We start from the raw sequence: 16,640 nt of genomic DNA, 5'->3' as shown, positions 1-16,640 counted from the left end.
ATAAATTTATATGCCATTTATAACAAATACAACAGGAAAGGAATCCGTAGATATATTTTATGAGGATCACGGCGAAGGGCAACCGGTAATTTTAATTCATGGTTGGCCCTTAAGCAACAAATCTTGGGAACAACAGGTCTGGAAAATAGTTGAATCTGGATATAGGTGTATCACTTATGATCGTAGAGGCTTCGGCATTTCCTCGGTTTCATGGGATGGATACGACTATTCTTCCTTGGCTAGCGACTTACATACCTTAATTGAAGGTCTCAAGCTTGAAGATGCCATTATTGTCGGGTTTTCCATGGGCGGTGGTGAGGTAGTTAGATATTTAACCGATTATGGACCTAACAAAATATCTAAAGCAGCCTTGGTAAGTTCGATTATTCCTTTGGTCAAGAAGAAGGATGATAATCCGGACGGGGTGCCGGAATCGGCCTTGGACGATATTAAAAATGCCCTGCAAAAAGATAGGGTAGGATTTTTAAAGGACTTCCATAAAGGATTCTATAACTATGAGAGTAATAAGGATAAAGTTAGCCAAGCACAGTTGGACTATGATTTTATTATTGCCAGTCACGCTTCTCCAAGAGCTACCATTCAGGCGGCCCTTGCTTGGATGCAGACAGATTTTCGGTCTGAGCTAAAGAATGTCACTGTACCTACACTAATAGTTCATGGTGATGCCGATGAAACGGTACCCATTGCTACTTCTGCAGAACAGGCGGCAAAAGGTATAAAGGATAATACTTATAAGATTATAAAAGGTGCACCACACGGTCTTAATATTACTCATGCCGAAGAGTTAAACGAGCTACTTATAGACTTTATAAGCAAGTAAAAACAGATAGTTTGAAAAAGCCACGTCTACACTTGGCTTTTTCATTTTTTTCTTTCGATTGTATGGGGTCAAAGTCAATATTAGTAATTATTTTCTGTTGTTTGGTACCGGGGTGTAATCAAGTTAGAAAGGTTACCGATATAATCACACAACCAACGGCACGCGAATTATATGAAAGGAATTTTCAAAGGGACAGCCTTTTATTTACAAGTTGGAAAAATGATTTTGAACTCAGTCTTCTAGATAGTTTAGAAGTACCTTTACCGTATGTGGAGACCGGATATTTTTATACAAAAAGTACCGTTGCACGTAGCTATAATCTGGAGTTGCAAAGAGGGGAAATTTTGAAAATTAAAATTCTAACAGATACCCTGGATAAAAAATTCTTTATTAACCTTTTTGAAGAAGATGAAAGTTCTAATGCCATCCTTGCCAATGATAAGGGAGAGCGGTCTTTGTCCTATGAAGTAGAAAAAAATGGCATTTATAAACTGGTTGTACAGCCAGAAATTTATGGAACTACATCATTTCAGTTGGAACTATATACGGAGCCATCTTTTGCTTTTCCAGTACTTGGAAAGAGCAATAAAGCAATTTTAAGTTTTTGGGGCGCTACTCGGGATGGAGGAAGAAGGTCTCACGAGGGAATTGATGTTTTTGCGGAACGCGGAACTCCAGTTTTAGCCGTGACGTCGGGGAGGGTAAGTTCTGTAGCGAATAAAGGTCTAGGAGGAAAACAAGTTTGGCAACGAACGGGGGTTTTGGGTCTTTCACTTTACTATGCCCACTTGGATAGTATTCTAGTAAAGACAGGTGAGCGTTTAAAACTTGGAGATACCCTAGGTTTAGTTGGGAATACAGGAAATGCTAGAACCACTGCTCCCCATTTACACTTTGGAATCTATGAAGGTTACAGAGGAGCAATTGACCCTTTGCCATTCGTTAAAATGAGAGAACGGCCGGATAGTACGGAACTGAAGAGTAGTCCGAATGAAAAATGGGCCATAATTTCAGCATCCAGAGCCAATTTAAGGCAAGGACCCCATACAGCATATAAAAAAATTGGTGAGGTAGCATTACAGGACTCCCTCCAAGTATTGGGTTTGTCTGGAAATTGGGTACATATTAAGTTCAAGAAACAAAGGGCTTTTGTGGACCAAAGCCTGCTGTCTATAGGCCAGTCAATTTCTAAATAATCACCTTACCAAATCAGCAACTACCGGTAGATGATCGGAAATATGTTTGTCATTATCTAATCGTTCGTCTATGTGCTGGTAATTGTTAACAGAAAAGCCTCGGGTAAAAATATAGTCTATTCTATTACTGATAGGGTCCTCCAGGTTAAATCCGTTAAAAGTGCCATGCGGACCTTCATTCTTTTTTCTGGAAGTTATTAGACCGTCACTCATTCTCTTGCTCAAATATTGAATGGGCGCTTGTTCCGGTAGCAGATTAAGGTCTCCGGTCAATACTACCGGCAGATTTTCAGAGTTTATTTCATCCATCTTTTTAAGAATTAAACGAACCGATTTTTTCCGTGCCTTATCGCCCCTATGGTCAAAATGCGTATTGAACATCCAAAACTCTTTCTGGCTCTTTTTTTCCTTAAATTTTGCGTAGGTACAAATTCTCTCCATAGAAGCATCCCAACCTACGGAAACCTTTTCGGGTGATCTAGACAACCAAAACGTGTTGGATTCCAAAACCTCATATTCGCTAGAGTTGTAAAAGATAGGGGAGTACTCACCCTTTTCCCTTCCATCATCCCTGCCCACTCCCACATAGGCATAATTCTCTAAGCCCTTATCCAAAAATTCTAATTGCCTATGAAGAACCTCTTGCATACCAATGACATCAGGTTGGTGATTGACAATTAAATCCAACATGGCTTCCTTTCTAAAATTCCAATTGTTGACCTTATCTTCCTTATTGTCATATTTTATATTGTAGGTCATCACAATTGGACTTTGACCTAAAGTGATGGTAAGGGTAAAAAACAAAAGACTGGAAAGTAACAGATTCTTTTTCATTTTGAATGGGTAGTTTGATATCCGGCAATTTAGCAATTTCCCTATCAAAAGAATATTCAATTAAAAGTTAAAATCTTCACTTTACTTTTAAGTAATGATTGTTCGGATACAGTCAAAAAAAGGTGTGTAAAGGATAGCGGTTGTCCTTAAGAGAGTATACATTTCGTCTTGCAAAAAGCAATCTTATATACTTCCTATTTTATGAAATCTATCCACCCAAATATCATAAGACAAATATTTGTCCTACTTCTCATTTTAGTAATTGGAGGGCTTATTTTTTGGGAAATTGTACCCTATTTAACAGGTGTTCTAGGAGCTGTAACGCTCTATGTCATTTTTCGTAAGTGGATGATTAAACTAATTAAAAAAGGATGGAACCCTAATATTGCCGCGGGTTTATTGATGGTGGTGTCATTTATAGGAATTTTGATTCCGGTAGGTGGTCTCATTGCCATGTTGGGGAGTAAAATGGGCAAGGCCGTAGAAAAATCTGAAAGTGTTATTGAAATTATCAAAGACCAACTTTTTGTAGTGGAAAAAACGGTGGATTACGATGTAAGTTCACAGATAGACCCATCTGGGGCATCTGCTTGGCTAACGGAAAGTGTTTCCGCTTTTGCAGGCAGCACTTTTAACCTATTCATTTCTATTGCTATCATGTACTTCTTGTTGTACTATATGTTGACCAATAGAAAGGAATTAAAAGAGTCTTTGTTTGAATATATTCCCATTAGTAAAATGAACTTACGGATAATTGGTAAGGAAGTACAGGCAATGGTGCGTTCCAATGCCTTGGGCATTCCTTTGGTAGCTGTGGCCCAGGGCCTAGTGGCTCTTGTAGGTTTTTTTATTTTTGGCATTGAGAACCCTTTCTTTTGGTTCGCCATAGTGGCAGTTGGATCCATGATTCCCTTTATAGGAACTTTGGTAGGAATTCTACCTGTATTTATTCTTACCCTGGCCAGCGGAAATGATGTTCAGGCATGGGGAATTCTCATATACGGATTGATTGTGGTGGGCTCAACGGATAATATTATCCGACTTTACATTTTACAGAAATTGGATGATGTGCACCCCTTGATTACGCTTATTGGTGTCATTGTAGGGGTTCCGTTATTTGGGTTCATAGGACTTATATTCGGTCCGTTGTTGATTAGCCTTTTCCTGATTATAGTGAAAATTTATAAGAAAGAATATGGCAAAGCCGATGCGCAAGAACAGCGGTTATAGTCTAGGGGTTAATTTTTGTCTTTAGAATTGCCTCCCTGTCTTCTATTTCTTCGATTTTTGTTTCTACCTCTGTAATTGGAATTTCTTCGCCGATGTCCCTGACCTTTTTTTGCGCTATTGGTCTTGTTGGCGGGTTTTTTTTCAGAAGCTTTTTCCTGCTCAGGTTCATCATCAACAAATTGGTGCTCAGGCATTAAAGGTACACGTTGCTTGATCAACATTTCTATATCTTTCAAATAGGGTCGCTCATCCTTATCACAGAAAGAAAGGGCGATACCACTGGCACTTGCCCGCCCGGTTCTACCAATACGGTGCACGTAGGTTTCCGGTACATTAGGTAAATCAAAATTAATGACCAAGGCCAATTCTTCCACATCAATGCCCCTTGCAGCGATATCCGTTGCCACCAACACTTTCAATTTTCCTTCTTTGAAGGCTCCAAGAGCTTTTTGTCTGGCCGTTTGCGATTTGTTGCCGTGTATGGCCGCAGCCTTGATTCCCGCCTGGTCCAATTTTTTTACAATTTTATTGGCTCCGTGTTTGGTTCGGGAGAATACCAATGTAGAATCTTTTGGGCGTTCCTTTAATAAATGGATCAACAAACGGGTCTTGTTTCTTTTGCTTACGTAGTAAACACCCTGTTCCACGCGCTCGGCAGTGGCTTGCTGGGGCTTTATGGTTACCCTTTCAAAATCACCCAACATTTTTTTGGAAAGCTCCACGATATCCTTTGGCATAGTAGCCGAAAAAAAGAGCGACTGGCGTTTTGGGGGTAATGCTGCGATTATTTTTTTAATATCATGAATGAAGCCCATATCCAACATTTGGTCCGCTTCATCTAAGACTACATATTCCAAATCTTTAAAAGACACAAAACCTTGTCCCATTAAATCCAATAATCTACCTGGGGTAGCGATTAGGATTTCCACTCCTTTTTCCAATGCTTTTACCTGTTTTCCTTGCTTTACCCCGCCAAAGATGACAGTGTTTCTTAAACCGGTAAATCTGGAATAGGCAGTAATGCTTTCCCCAATTTGAAGGGCCAATTCCCTTGTAGGGGTAACAATCAATGCCTTTACTTTTTTATAGGAGGTAGATGCTTCTTTTTGTTCTAAAAGCAACTGGATAATAGGAATACTAAAAGCGGCGGTTTTACCTGTTCCCGTTTGGGCCACTCCCAATAAGTCCTTTCCCTTTAACAAAATGGGTATGGCTTGTTCTTGGATAGGGGTAGGAGTTGTATACCCCTCTGCATCAAGGGCTTTTAAAATGGGTTGGGCGAGGCCAAGTTCTTTAAAGTTCATACTTGAAAATAAGGCGCGAAGGTACGCTTATTTAAGTAAGTGGTAGAAATTAATTACAATCCTACAATGGCGGCCTCTGCGCACCGTTCACCATCCATGGCAGCGGAAACGATACCTCCGGCATAGCCGCCTCCTTCCCCACAAGGGAACAGACCTTTAATGGTGGGGTGCTCCAATGTATCATTTCTAGGGATGGTCACGGGTGATGAGGTGCGTGATTCTACACCTACTATATTGGCTTCTTCGGTATAGTAGCCTCTCATTTTTTTTCCAAATTCTTCAAATCCTTTTCGTAGTCTGCTACCTATTAGTTTGGGCAGCAAGGAATGGAGCGGGGCACTTTTCAATCCAGGTTGATAGGATGTATCGTTTAAGGTTTCGGAAAGCTTGCCTTCCACAAAATCGGTCATTCGTTGAGAAGGTGCTGTTTGCGTTCTTCCACCGGCTGTAAAGGCCAGCCGTTCCAAATCCTTCTGAAATTCCAGACCTCTTAAAGCACCAAATTTTTCGTATCGTTTTAAATCCTCATCAATATTTATTTCTACGACAATGCCGGAATTGGCGAATTTATTATTTCTCTTGGAGGGAGACATGCCATTGACAACCACCTCGCCGGGTGCAGTAGCTGCGGGAACTATAAACCCTCCAGGGCACATGCAAAAGGAATAAACGCCCCTACCTTTTACTTGGTGTACCAGACTGTACGATGCTGCAGGAAGCAATTCATTTCGGTTTCCATCACAATGATATTGAATGGAATCGATAATGTGCTGGGGGTGTTCTGCCCGTACGCCCATGGCAAAGGATTTGGCCTGAATGTCAATTTTTTTCTTATCCAAAAGTTGAAAAACGTCCCTTGCCGAATGTCCCGTGGCCAAAATAACCCGTTGAACCGGTAGTTCCTCGGAATCATTGAGTACAACGGCCTGTATGGTTTTATTTTTAATGATTAAATCGGTTAGTTGAACATTAAAATGAACTTCCCCGCCGTACTCAATTATGGTCTCTCTAATGTTTTTGACCACTTTGGGAAGTTTATTGGTACCAATATGGGGGTGGGCATCAATTAAAATTTGTTCCGTGGCCCCGTGATGCACCAAACTGTGAAAGATTCTCTTTACATCACCTCTTTTTAGGCTTCGGGTGTAAAGTTTGCCATCTGAGTAGGTACCCGCCCCGCCTTCTCCAAAACAATAATTGGAGTTTTCATTAACACTATGCTGTTGGTTGATGGCCCTTAAATCTCGCCTACGTTCCCGAACATCTTTTCCTCTTTCAAAAACAATTGGCTTATAGCCAAGTTCCAAACAACGCAATGCGGCCCACATACCGGCAGGCCCAAATCCAATGATGTGTATTTCAGGTGCACTGGAAACATCCTTATAGTCAAAAGTATAATCGGTTTTGGGAGCATTTTCTCCCACGTAAGCAGCCAGCTTATAGTTGAAGACCACTTCCGGTTTTCGGGCGTCTATAGATTTTCTAAGAATAGCCAGTTCAAATTCGGCCTCATTCAGACCTAAATAGGTGGCCGCCCTTCTTTTCAATTGACCTTCTATGGCTTCTTCCTCAAGGGTAAGACGTATTTGTAACGTTTTTAACATGTCGCAAAATTAGCTGATTTCATTAACTAAACAGGATTTTATTGCGTGCTGCTTTCTTACAATCCGTATTCCTTTTTGTATTGCCTTGGAGTCCTCTTGGTGATGGTCTTGAATTGCTTGTTGAAATTGCTCAGGGTTTGAAATCCACTCTCATAGCAGGCAGAGGAAATATTTTTCTTTTTCTCGATCAAAAGTTTGCAAGCGTGTCCTATTCTAATTTCACTTACAAATTGGGTAAATGATTTGTTGGCATGCACTTTAAAATATCTGCTGAACGATGTGGGTGTCATATTGGTCATTTCCGCTACTTTTGAAAGGGCGATTTTATTTTTAAAATTTTTCATCACGTAGGCGTACACCATATACATACGTTCTGTGTCTGCCTCTCTAAGTGTGTTGGTATATCCTGGGCTAGCCAATAAATTGTAATCTTCGGTTTGGCTAATGGTTTTTAATATATTTAACAGGTGTAATATACCGTCCAATCCTTCAAGTGTTATCAGTTCTAGAATCATTTTTTGAAGTTTCATTGCGGTTTGTCCTGTAAACTCCATTCCGCGCAAGCTTTTGTCAAAAAGGTTTTTAAGTCTTATAGCTTCTTGCGTTCTAAGAAAATTATCACCTAAAAAGTCCTCCTTAAAATAGATGACCACCCCTTTGCTCCATGCAATGTTTTGATCCTGTTCCTGTTCTTGGTCGCTACGCCAAAGGTGCGGCAGGTTAGAGCCGGTAAAGGTGATATCACCTGTTTTAAAAGGTTTTACACTATCGCCTATAAATCGGGTGCCGTTACCCTTTAAGACCATAAATATTTGGTATTCGCTGTGAAAGTGCCAATGGGGGTCAAAGACGGGCTCGTTTAATAGTTTGGCAACATATGCGCGGGAAACGGGAATGGGCGATTTTTCTAAAGCTGCTTTCAAAATATGGTTTAAGGTGCATTCTTGTAGTTCAACAACTAAATTATCATTAAAATTCCATTAATTCTATTTTTATGATATAAAACAGTCAGTATGTGATATTAGAGGGTAAATTTTAAGTGTGTATTATCACTATTATTGATAACTGAAAATTAACACCCTATGAAACTCAATTTCTCAACGCTTGGAACCCTCGTTTTTTTACTCATTTTGGTAAGTTGTGGTTCCAAAGAAAAAAAGCAGGCTTGGAAGGATGATCAACCCAGAAGAATAGAAATGCTCTTTTTAGGTCATGAAATAGAACATCATAATTCAAAGGCATACTTCCCCATTTTGGCATCTGCATTAACAAAAGACGGAATAAATATTACCTATACAGAGGATGTAAATGATTTAAATGCCGAGAACCTATCCTTGTACGATGGTCTCATTATTTACGCCAATCATGAAGAAATTACCCCAAGCCAAGAAGAGGCATTGCTTTCATACGTAAAAGAGGGGCACGCTTTTGTTCCCTTACACTGTGCAAGTTTCTGTTTTAAGAACTCTCCTGAATATATTAATATGGTAGGAGCCCAGTTCAAGGAGCATGGTATGGGGACATTTACAACGGAAATTATCAAAAAAGAGCATCCCATAATGCAAAATATAGAGTCATTTTCTACTTGGGATGAAACTTATGTACATGATAAGATTGCAGATGATATTGAGGTTCTAATGGAGAGAGTAGAGGGAGGCCATCACGAACCATGGACTTGGGTGAAAAACTATGGAGAGGGAAAAGTGTTTTATACCGCATACGGGCATGATGAGCGCACATGGACCCATCCTGGATTTCAAAATTTGGTAAAAGAGGGCATTCTATGGGCAGTGGACGATACCGCCAAAAAAAATTGGGAAGCTTTTGCATCGACCATACCTGTGCTTCAATATGAAGAAAGGGCCAATATCCCCAATTATGAAAAAAGAGATCCAGCTCCTAAATATCAGTTGCCTTTATCTCCAGAAGAATCTGAAAAACTTATCCAAGTCCCGGCAGGATTTAAATTGGAGCTTTTTGCTTCTGAACCGGATATTATCAATCCCATAGCCATTAATTGGGATGAAAAAGGTAGGCTTTGGGTCATTGAAACCGTTGATTACCCCAATACAGTAAGAAATGACAATGGAGTGGGGGATGACAGAATTAAAATTTGCGAGGATACGGATGGCGATGGAAAGGCCGATAAGTTTACCATTTTTGCCGAAAACCTCAATATTCCTACTAGTTTTTCATTCTATGATGGCGGAATCGTAGTCTCTCAGGCACCTCATTTCTTATACTTAAAAGATACCGATGGGGATGACAAAGCAGATGTTCGCGAAGTAATGATAGACGGCTGGGGCACTTTTGATACCCATGCTGGACCATCCAATTTACAATACGGAATAGACAATCAATTGTATGGAGTAGTTGGGTATTCCGGGTTTGAAGGTCAAATTTTTGGTGATGATTTTAAGTTCAATCAGAATGTATACAGATTCCATCCTAAAAAGGAAACTTTTGAGGTATTGACCAATACCAGCAACAATACTTGGGGCTTGGGACTTATGGAAGACAATTCAATCTTTGCGTCCACCGCCAACAATACCCATAGTGTTTATGTTGGTATACCCAACGCTTTAATGGATGACATAAAAGGAATACCCGCAACCGGAAGTCTGAAAATAGATGGTCACTATTCCATGCAGCCTATAACCGATAATATAAGGCAAGTAGATGTCTTTGGAGGATTTACGGCTGCTGCAGGGCACCATTTTTATACGGCTAGAAATTATCCTAGCAAGTATTGGAATAAAATGGCCTTTGTTTGTGAACCCACCGGAAATTTGGTCCACATCAACAAAATTAAAAAAGTTGGTGCCGGGTACGAGGAAGTGGACGGTGGTAACCTGTTCGCAAGTTCAGATGAGTGGGTGTCACCGGTAGAAGCAAAAGTAGGTCCTGATGGTAATGTTTGGGTGGCAGATTGGTACAATTTCATTATTCAGCACAACCCAACCCCGAGTGAGGAAAGAGGCGGTTACAAAGCCGAGAATGGTGATGGAAACGCTTATGTAAACCCATTACGTGACAAATCTAGAGGTCGTATCTGGAGAATTGTTCCCAAGGGTGAGGGGCAAATGGAAAGTTTGGTTTTGGATGCTTCAGATTCAGATGAACTATTGGAGCAGTTGCAAAATACCAATATGTTCTGGAGAATAACGGCCCAGCGTTTATTGGTAGAAAGCGGTAATACTAAAATACTTCCGGAGCTTTTTGAATTAGTTCAAAACCAATCACAAGACGAAACGGGAATGAATGTTGGGGCTTTCCACGCATTGTGGACCATTGATGGTCTTGTGTCCTTGGATGCCAATAAAGAAGCTAGGGAAGTAGTGCAAGGAGCGCTTCGTCATCCATCGGCAGCGGTTCGTAAGGCGGCATTACAAATGTTACCAAGAACAGAAGCTTCGGATAAGGTTGTAGAAGAATCAAAAGTACTGTATGACAAGGATGCCTCTGTGCGCATGGCGGCCATCCTTTATTTGGCGGAAAGAGGACCTTCCGATGCGATTGGAAAACTATTGTTCGATTTAAGTGAGGACGACACTATTTTGGAAGACAGTTGGTTGTCCAAGGCAGTTTATGCGGCTGCGGCGAAACATAAGGAAGGATTTAACTCGGCCTACTTTGCGGATAATCCCAATTTTAGCGTGGAAAAAGTGGAAGTGGCCAAGCGCGAAGCGACAGACTTTGATGATAGCAATTGGAAAACCATGGAATTGCCACAATTCATTGAAGATGCCGGTTTGAACATAGACGGAATCATTTGGTTTAGAAAGTCATTTGAATTTGATCCCGTAGGAAGAACCTATATTTCCTTGGGGCCTATTGACGATTCTGATATTATCTATTTAAACGGAACGCAAATAGGGGTTACCGAAGGGGAATATGATAGAAACAGGTATTACCAGATAGATAATTCCCTGTTCAAAAAAGGAAAAAATGTTTTGGCCATACGTGTAGAGGATACAGGTGGCGGCGGTGGTGTTTATGGGAAACCAGATCAGTTATATCTGCGTTCCGATAAAAAGAATTTGCCGCTTGCGGGCACTTGGAAGTATGAGGTAGAAACCGATTTTTCGGCAAGTGCCAAAAACTCTTTTGGAGGCAGTACGATTGCCGAAGTGTTTGTGAAAAATTATGCTTCCGAGGGTACGGCTAATGGCTTGGGAGAAGAGGAAGATGATTCGGAAAGGGTAGTCATCAACATGAAAGTGGTCAAAAATGAAATGAAGTTTGATTTGACCGAATTTGTAGTTGGAACCGGTGAAAAAGTAGAGCTGGTGCTGGACAATGTTGATTTTATGCAGCACAACTTGGTTATCGTAAAACCGGGAACTAAGGACAAGGTAGGGGCCGCGGCTGATAAAATGGCGGCAGACCCTGACGGGGCTTCAAAAAACTATGTACCTGAAATGTCCGAAGTGCTATTTGCCACTGCCTTGATAAATCCGGAGGAGAAGGTATCCTTAAAATTCACGGCGCCATCAGAACCTGGAGAGTACCCTTATATCTGTACCTTCCCTGGGCATTGGAGAATCATGCAAGGGGTAATGAAAGTGGTTACCAATTAATAAATAGGAATTAAAAAATATAAACGTGTCAAACGCATACAAATTTGGGGTGAGTACTTGGTTATGGCAATCCCCTTTTACTACGGAATCGGTTTCCCTATTTCCTAAAATAAAAGAATTGGGATATGATCTGGTGGAAATACCGGTAGAGGACCCTAGTTTGATCGATGGGAAAGTAGTAAAGGAAGAATTACAGAAAAATGGTTTGGAACCCTCAGTTTGTGGGGTTTTTGGTCCCACCAAAGACCTGACTAGTGAAGACGAGACCCTACATAAAAATTGTTTCACATATGTTGAGCAGTGTTTTGAGCTCTGCAATCTGTTGGAGGTAGATTTTCTTGCCGGCCCTATGTATAGTATGGTGGGTAAGGCAAGAATGATACCTGAAGAACAGCGAAAGGCAGAGTGGGAATTAGCGGTAAAAAATCTAAGAAGGGTTTGTGAGATTGCTAAAGATCAAGGACAGAACATTGCGTTGGAACCACTTAACCGTTTTGAGTCGGACATGGTGAATACCGCTTCGGATGTAGTTCGACTAACTTGTGACATCAATGAAAGCAACGCAAAGGTACTTTTAGATGGTTTTCATATGACTATTGAGGAAAAGAACATTCGGGAAGCTATCAATACCGTTGGGGATAAATTGATACACGTTCAGGTTTCCGAAAATCATAGGGGAATTCCCGGTACCGGATTGACCCCATGGCAAGACTTTCAATTAGGACTTACAGATATTGGGTACAAAGGTGCCATCGTAATTGAAAGCTTCACGCCTGAAATAAAGGAATTGGCGGGTGCGGTTTGTATCTGGAAAACCATAGCGAACAGTCAAGATCAATTTGCATCGGAAGGATTAAAATTTTTAAAGCAAACATTTAAATAATTACATATAAATGAGTGATAAAAAAATAAATGTAGCAATAGTTGGATTAGGTTTTGGAGCGGAATTTATACCGATTTATTTAAAACACCCCAATGCCAATCTAGTAGCTATTTCACAGCGAAATGAATCTAAATTGAACGAATTGGCCGATGCCTTTGGCATTGAAAAACGCTATACGGACTATGATGAGCTTTTAAAAGATCCGGATATTGATGCCGTTCATATCAATACGCCTATTCCCGATCATGGCATTCAATCCATTAAAGCGTTAAAAGCGGGTAAACATGTGGCGTGTACAGTACCTATGGCTACTACTGTTGAAGAATGCGAAGAAATTGTGCGATTGACGGAAGAAACGGGACTCACCTACATGATGATGGAAACCGTAGTCTATGCCCGCGAATTTTTGTACATGAAAGAATTGTATGATAATGGTGAGTTAGGAAAGGTTCAGTTTTTAAAGGCGAGTCATCAACAGGATATGGATGGGTGGCCCAATTACTGGCCAGGATTACCGCCTATGCATTACGCAACTCACTGTGTAGGACCTGTATTGGCTTTAACCAGAGGTGAGGCAGAATATGTTTCCTGCTTTGGCTCCGGAACTATCCGTGAAGAGCTGATTGGACATTACAATTCTCCTTTTGCTGTAGAAACCACCCATATTAAATTCAAGGATTCAGATTTAAGCGCCCAAGTGTACCGTTCCCTTTTTGATGTTGCTAGACAGTACAGGGAGAGTTTTGAAGTTTATGGTTCAAAAAAGTCCGTGGAATGGCCATTAATTGAAGGAAAGCCTTTGGTGGTACATACGGCAAAGAAACCGGAACCAGAAATACCAGAAGAAATTGAAAGTCCTGATTTTGCCAAATTGTTACCAGAAGAAATCCAGCGTTTTACCACTCAGGGAGTATATGATACAGATGATAACCAGCATTTGTCTTTTACCCAAGGGGCAGGTCATGGTGGGTCTCACCCCCATTTGGTCCACGTTTTTGTGGATGCTTTGGTAAAAGATACATCACCTTATCCCAATGCCAAGCAATCTGCCAACATCACTTGTGTGGGTATTTTGGCCCATGAATCGGCGTTGAAAGGTGGAGAAATCATTAAATTGCCAGAATTTACATTATCCTAGGCATTTAAAGCTTTAAAATTTTATCCAAATCGCCTTCTGAAACGGTCAAAAGACCAGATTTTGGAAGGCGTTTTGTTAAGGTCTTCCAATTGGCATCCTTTTCAAAAACTGATTTGAAAATGGGTAGTGATTTTTTTAATTGTCCGCTATTTGCAAGGGCAATGGCAGTCCAATATTTCATTTCAAGATTGTCTGGAAACATCTTTTGTGCGGCACCATATTCGGCCAATGCAGTACTCATATCATTTGCCTCTACCGCTAAATCCCCTTTGTTCATATGCTCATACGCCCTATGTACTTTTAGAAGCCTGTCTAGCTCTTTGAGGGGTTCAGTACTATCATCTACACGTAAATCTACTTTTTTGTCCTCCCACACATTCTTTGTAGGCTCGGCTCCCACAACTATTAAGACTGCGGATTGTTTTCCCCTAATATCACCGCCACTTTTTTGAGCAGCCAACATGGTAAGTACCACTCTTTCTGCTAGTGGAAGAGTAGCATTTTCCTCAAAAGCCTTCGTCATGGCAGGTATTACATCGTCATTGAGCATCATATTGGCCTGTACGGCAAAATTCTCCCCAACGTAATGACTTGCAGAGGCTACACAATTTTCTCCTGTGAAGGATGCAGCATTACCTTGTGCGTCCAAAAAGCCTAATTGTCTAAAGGCTTTGCCTTCGTCTTTGGCAGTGAGCGTGGTTAGCGCCTCTTTAGCACTCATTCCTTTTGACATTAAATCCAATCCCTGCGGTCCATAGGCTGGGTTGACAAAAGACTGTGTGGCTACCACTCCCACGCCAGATTTGCCCCAAGCAACAATGGTTCCTACTGAAAACCAATGGCTTTGCACCCCAACGGCCATTTCCCCAGTAGCCGTATCCTTGGCTACAATGGAAAAAGTATGGGCAAATTGGTCTTTATAAACACCTTGTGCAGTGAGTTCTTTTGAGCTAAATACTACTAGTATTAAAACAATAAGGAAAGGAAGCAATTTTTTCATAGGACTGTTTTTGTTTTCCAAGATAGTCAAAATGTAGGTTACGGAGGAAAAGGTCTGCTAAATGCAATTCGGTAGAGGAATATTACAGTTGGGAAAGCTATTTTATAAGTTATGATAGGTTGTATGGATTTTTGTAAGGAATTGTAATTTGGAATCTATTAGGTGGTAGTTTAAGTAAAAAAAGCAGCAGCCTGTCTTTTCCTTATATTTAACCATAGATGAAAAAAATCCTCACTTAAACAGAGGTTTGAATTATGCAGAAATTTATTAAAGATGTAGCCTTTGCCATTCTTATTGGCACCGTTATTTATTTGGTGGTCCTTGCCAGTTTCTACTTTACGGGTAGATTTAGCAACGGGTTTGATTTGGCTGTAATTTGGCGAAGGTATTATGAGAATCTAATTTTCTCCATCATATTATACTTGGCCAATGTGTACATGTGGCGGTTTCTAGACCAGAAAATAGGCAGCAATTTTAAGTCTATTAGAAGATTGTTCCTGGGGTTGTTGGCTAATTTTGGAATTTCAGTAGTCGGTATTTTTATAGCAAGGACAATTGTCGTGGTTGTTTTGCATCAACAAGACTTTTGGCAGTTTTTGATTGATGAGAGACCGGGAGACTACTATTATTCTCTTTTTATTTCCGGAATTGTCCTGGTACTCTTTTACGGATTTTACTATTACAAGTACCGGCAGGAAACCAAGGTCAAGGAACAGAAGATAATTGCGGGTACGGCATCGGCTCAATTTGATGCTTTGAAGAACCAGTTAGACCCACATTTTTTGTTCAATAGCTTAAATGTATTGACCAGTTTGATTGAAGAAGACCCAGTGCAAGCACAAAAATTTACCACCTCTTTATCAAAAGTTTATAGGTATGTACTTGAACAAAAGAATAAAGACCTAATTTCTGTAGATGAGGAGTTGGCCTTTGCAAAAACCTATGTTCAACTCTTAAAGATGAGGTTTGAAGATAGTATTGTTTTTGAAATTCCGGAGCGTAGCTCAAACCCCGAGGCAAAGATAATTCCGCTCTCGTTACAGCTCTTGTTAGAGAATGCAGTAAAGCATAATATTGTTACCTCTGGCCAGCCATTGCATATTCGGGTTTTTGAGAAGGAAGGTATGTTGGTGGTTTCCAATAACCTTCAAGAAAAGAAGGTGGTTAAAAAAAGTACGGGCGTGGGGTTGCAGAACATTAGGCAGCGATATGCCGTTTTGACGGACCGTACGGTGAGAATTGATAAAAACAAGAATCAATTTAAAGTATATCTGCCTATGCTATCAAGGCAAGTGTCCGTTATGGAAAACCAACAAGAATATATAGATGAGAAACGATATGAGAAGGCAAAAAAGCGAGTTGAGAATATTAAGTCGTTCTATGGAAATTTATTGGCCTATCTCATTGTTATTCCGTTTTTGGCCTATTTAAACATGAAAACAACTTCTTTTCCTTGGGTACTATTTCCAATCTGTGGGTGGGGTATAGGTCTAACTATTCACGGACTAGCGGCTTATGGTATCAATCCCTTATGGGGAAAACGCTGGGAAGAGAAGAAGATGCGTGAATTGATGGGAGATGACAAATTTTAAATGATTGGTATACATATAGATTTTAAAAGGGATTTCAATTCATCCTTTAAAATCAACAATTGGGGAATATAGGTTTTAAAACATGGGTTTGAAACCCCAAATTTGTAAAAGAAACAACAACTAAAACCAAACAAAATGGAAGAATTAGAGAAAGAGAACAGATATATTAGGGCAAAGGAACGTGTGGCCGAAATAAAGAAATTTTATACGAGCCTTATCTCCTATATTGTCATTATTAGCATGTTGGCAGGCTTAAATTATTATGTAGACCAATGGAGTTACCCTTGGTTTCTTTGGGCGGCATTTGGCTGGGGAATAGGATTGGTGTTCCAGTGGTTTAAGGTATACGGCATGAGTCCATTTTTTGGAAGAAATTGGGAAGAGCGCAAAATAAGGGAGTTCATGCAAGAAGACGACCAGGTTAAGCGCTGGGAATAG

The 16,640-nt window shown here is 40.4% G+C and carries 13 protein-coding genes; 8 read left to right on the top strand and 5 right to left on the bottom strand.

All coding sequences use genetic code 11. The annotated features are described in order from the left end of the window. Window positions 1-10: 10 nt before the first annotated feature. On the top strand, window positions 11-841 hold the full coding sequence (locus IL355_RS09175; protein WP_192461861.1) for an alpha/beta fold hydrolase: 831 nt from the start codon (window positions 11-13) through the stop codon (window positions 839-841). An 11-nt stretch (window positions 842-852) separates the two neighbouring features. Then, window positions 853-2,037 (top strand): M23 family metallopeptidase, encoded by a 1,185-nt coding sequence (locus tag IL355_RS09170; protein WP_192461860.1) that lies wholly within the window; start codon window positions 853-855, stop codon window positions 2,035-2,037. Here the strand turns inward: IL355_RS09170 and IL355_RS09165 are convergent, their stop codons facing one another. Continuing rightward, a complete protein-coding gene (locus IL355_RS09165; RefSeq protein ID WP_192461859.1) occupies window positions 2,038-2,871 on the bottom strand; it encodes an endonuclease/exonuclease/phosphatase family protein in 834 nt (277 codons plus the stop codon). 201 nt (window positions 2,872-3,072) lie between these two features. Between IL355_RS09165 and IL355_RS09160 the strand changes: the two genes are divergently transcribed. Next, window positions 3,073-4,101: an AI-2E family transporter gene (locus tag IL355_RS09160; RefSeq protein ID WP_192461858.1), complete on the top strand. Its 1,029-nt coding sequence runs from the start codon at window positions 3,073-3,075 to the stop codon at window positions 4,099-4,101. 8 nt (window positions 4,102-4,109) lie between these two features. Here IL355_RS09160 and IL355_RS09155 read toward each other — a convergent pair whose 3' ends face one another. From IL355_RS09155 to IL355_RS09145, 3 genes are read right to left on the bottom strand one after another with little or no spacing between them, the layout of a single operon-like run. Continuing rightward, the gene (locus IL355_RS09155) at window positions 4,110-5,405 is read right to left on the bottom strand and encodes a DEAD/DEAH box helicase (protein ID WP_192461857.1); all 1,296 of its coding nucleotides are present in this window, start codon (window positions 5,403-5,405) and stop codon (window positions 4,110-4,112) included. A 53-nt stretch (window positions 5,406-5,458) separates the two neighbouring features. Beyond that, entirely contained in the window at window positions 5,459-7,009 is a 1,551-nt protein-coding gene (locus IL355_RS09150; protein WP_192461856.1) for an NAD(P)/FAD-dependent oxidoreductase, read from the bottom strand. 56 nt (window positions 7,010-7,065) lie between these two features. Continuing rightward, on the bottom strand, window positions 7,066-7,932 hold the full coding sequence (locus IL355_RS09145) for an AraC family transcriptional regulator (protein ID WP_225621164.1): 867 nt from the start codon (window positions 7,930-7,932) through the stop codon (window positions 7,066-7,068). Window positions 7,933-8,091: 159 nt separating this feature from the next. On the opposite strand from IL355_RS09145, the gene IL355_RS09140 reads away from it, so the two are divergent. The 3 genes from IL355_RS09140 to IL355_RS09130 are packed head-to-tail and all read left to right on the top strand — an operon-like array spanning window position 8,092 to window position 13,610. Further along, the gene (locus IL355_RS09140) at window positions 8,092-11,589 is read left to right on the top strand and encodes a PVC-type heme-binding CxxCH protein (protein WP_192461855.1); all 3,498 of its coding nucleotides are present in this window, start codon (window positions 8,092-8,094) and stop codon (window positions 11,587-11,589) included. A 25-nt stretch (window positions 11,590-11,614) separates the two neighbouring features. Further along, window positions 11,615-12,472, top strand: a complete 858-nt coding sequence (locus IL355_RS09135) for a sugar phosphate isomerase/epimerase family protein (RefSeq protein ID WP_192461854.1) — start codon at window positions 11,615-11,617, stop codon at window positions 12,470-12,472. A 10-nt stretch (window positions 12,473-12,482) separates the two neighbouring features. Continuing rightward, window positions 12,483-13,610 carry a Gfo/Idh/MocA family protein gene (locus IL355_RS09130; protein WP_192461853.1) on the top strand — a complete coding sequence of 376 codons (1,128 nt, stop codon included), beginning with the start codon at window positions 12,483-12,485 and terminating at the stop codon, window positions 13,608-13,610. 4 nt (window positions 13,611-13,614) lie between these two features. Here the strand turns inward: IL355_RS09130 and IL355_RS09125 are convergent, their stop codons facing one another. Beyond that, entirely contained in the window at window positions 13,615-14,610 is a 996-nt protein-coding gene (locus IL355_RS09125; protein WP_192461852.1) for a DUF1028 domain-containing protein, read from the bottom strand. 254 nt (window positions 14,611-14,864) lie between these two features. Between IL355_RS09125 and IL355_RS09120 the strand changes: the two genes are divergently transcribed. Together IL355_RS09120 and IL355_RS09115 are read left to right on the top strand one after the other, a co-directional pair. Beyond that, window positions 14,865-16,202 (top strand): 2TM domain-containing protein, encoded by a 1,338-nt coding sequence (locus IL355_RS09120; protein ID WP_192461851.1) that lies wholly within the window; start codon window positions 14,865-14,867, stop codon window positions 16,200-16,202. A 135-nt stretch (window positions 16,203-16,337) separates the two neighbouring features. Continuing rightward, window positions 16,338-16,640 carry a 2TM domain-containing protein gene (locus IL355_RS09115; protein WP_192461850.1) on the top strand — a complete coding sequence of 101 codons (303 nt, stop codon included), beginning with the start codon at window positions 16,338-16,340 and terminating at the stop codon, window positions 16,638-16,640.

Source organism: Euzebyella saccharophila (genome assembly GCF_014855495.1).
GTDB lineage: Bacteria > Bacteroidota > Bacteroidia > Flavobacteriales > Flavobacteriaceae > Euzebyella > Euzebyella saccharophila.
This window is presented reverse-complemented; position numbering and strand designations above follow the sequence as displayed.

Excerpts from the sequence above, each read along its gene's own strand:
- IL355_RS09175 (WP_192461861.1), top strand. The coding sequence starts at position 11 with ATGCCATTTATAACAAATACAACAGGAAAGGAATCCGTAGATATATTT.
- IL355_RS09165 (WP_192461859.1), bottom strand. The coding sequence starts at position 2,871 with ATGAAAAAGAATCTGTTACTTTCCAGTCTTTTGTTTTTTACCCTTACC.
- IL355_RS09160 (WP_192461858.1), top strand. The coding sequence starts at position 3,073 with ATGAAATCTATCCACCCAAATATCATAAGACAAATATTTGTCCTACTT.
- IL355_RS09155 (WP_192461857.1), bottom strand. The coding sequence starts at position 5,405 with ATGAACTTTAAAGAACTTGGCCTCGCCCAACCCATTTTAAAAGCCCTT.
- IL355_RS09150 (WP_192461856.1), bottom strand. The coding sequence starts at position 7,009 with ATGTTAAAAACGTTACAAATACGTCTTACCCTTGAGGAAGAAGCCATA.
- IL355_RS09140 (WP_192461855.1), top strand. The coding sequence starts at position 8,092 with ATGAAACTCAATTTCTCAACGCTTGGAACCCTCGTTTTTTTACTCATT.
- IL355_RS09130 (WP_192461853.1), top strand. The coding sequence starts at position 12,483 with ATGAGTGATAAAAAAATAAATGTAGCAATAGTTGGATTAGGTTTTGGA.
- IL355_RS09125 (WP_192461852.1), bottom strand. The coding sequence starts at position 14,610 with ATGAAAAAATTGCTTCCTTTCCTTATTGTTTTAATACTAGTAGTATTT.
- IL355_RS09120 (WP_192461851.1), top strand. The coding sequence starts at position 14,865 with ATGCAGAAATTTATTAAAGATGTAGCCTTTGCCATTCTTATTGGCACC.
- IL355_RS09115 (WP_192461850.1), top strand. The coding sequence starts at position 16,338 with ATGGAAGAATTAGAGAAAGAGAACAGATATATTAGGGCAAAGGAACGT.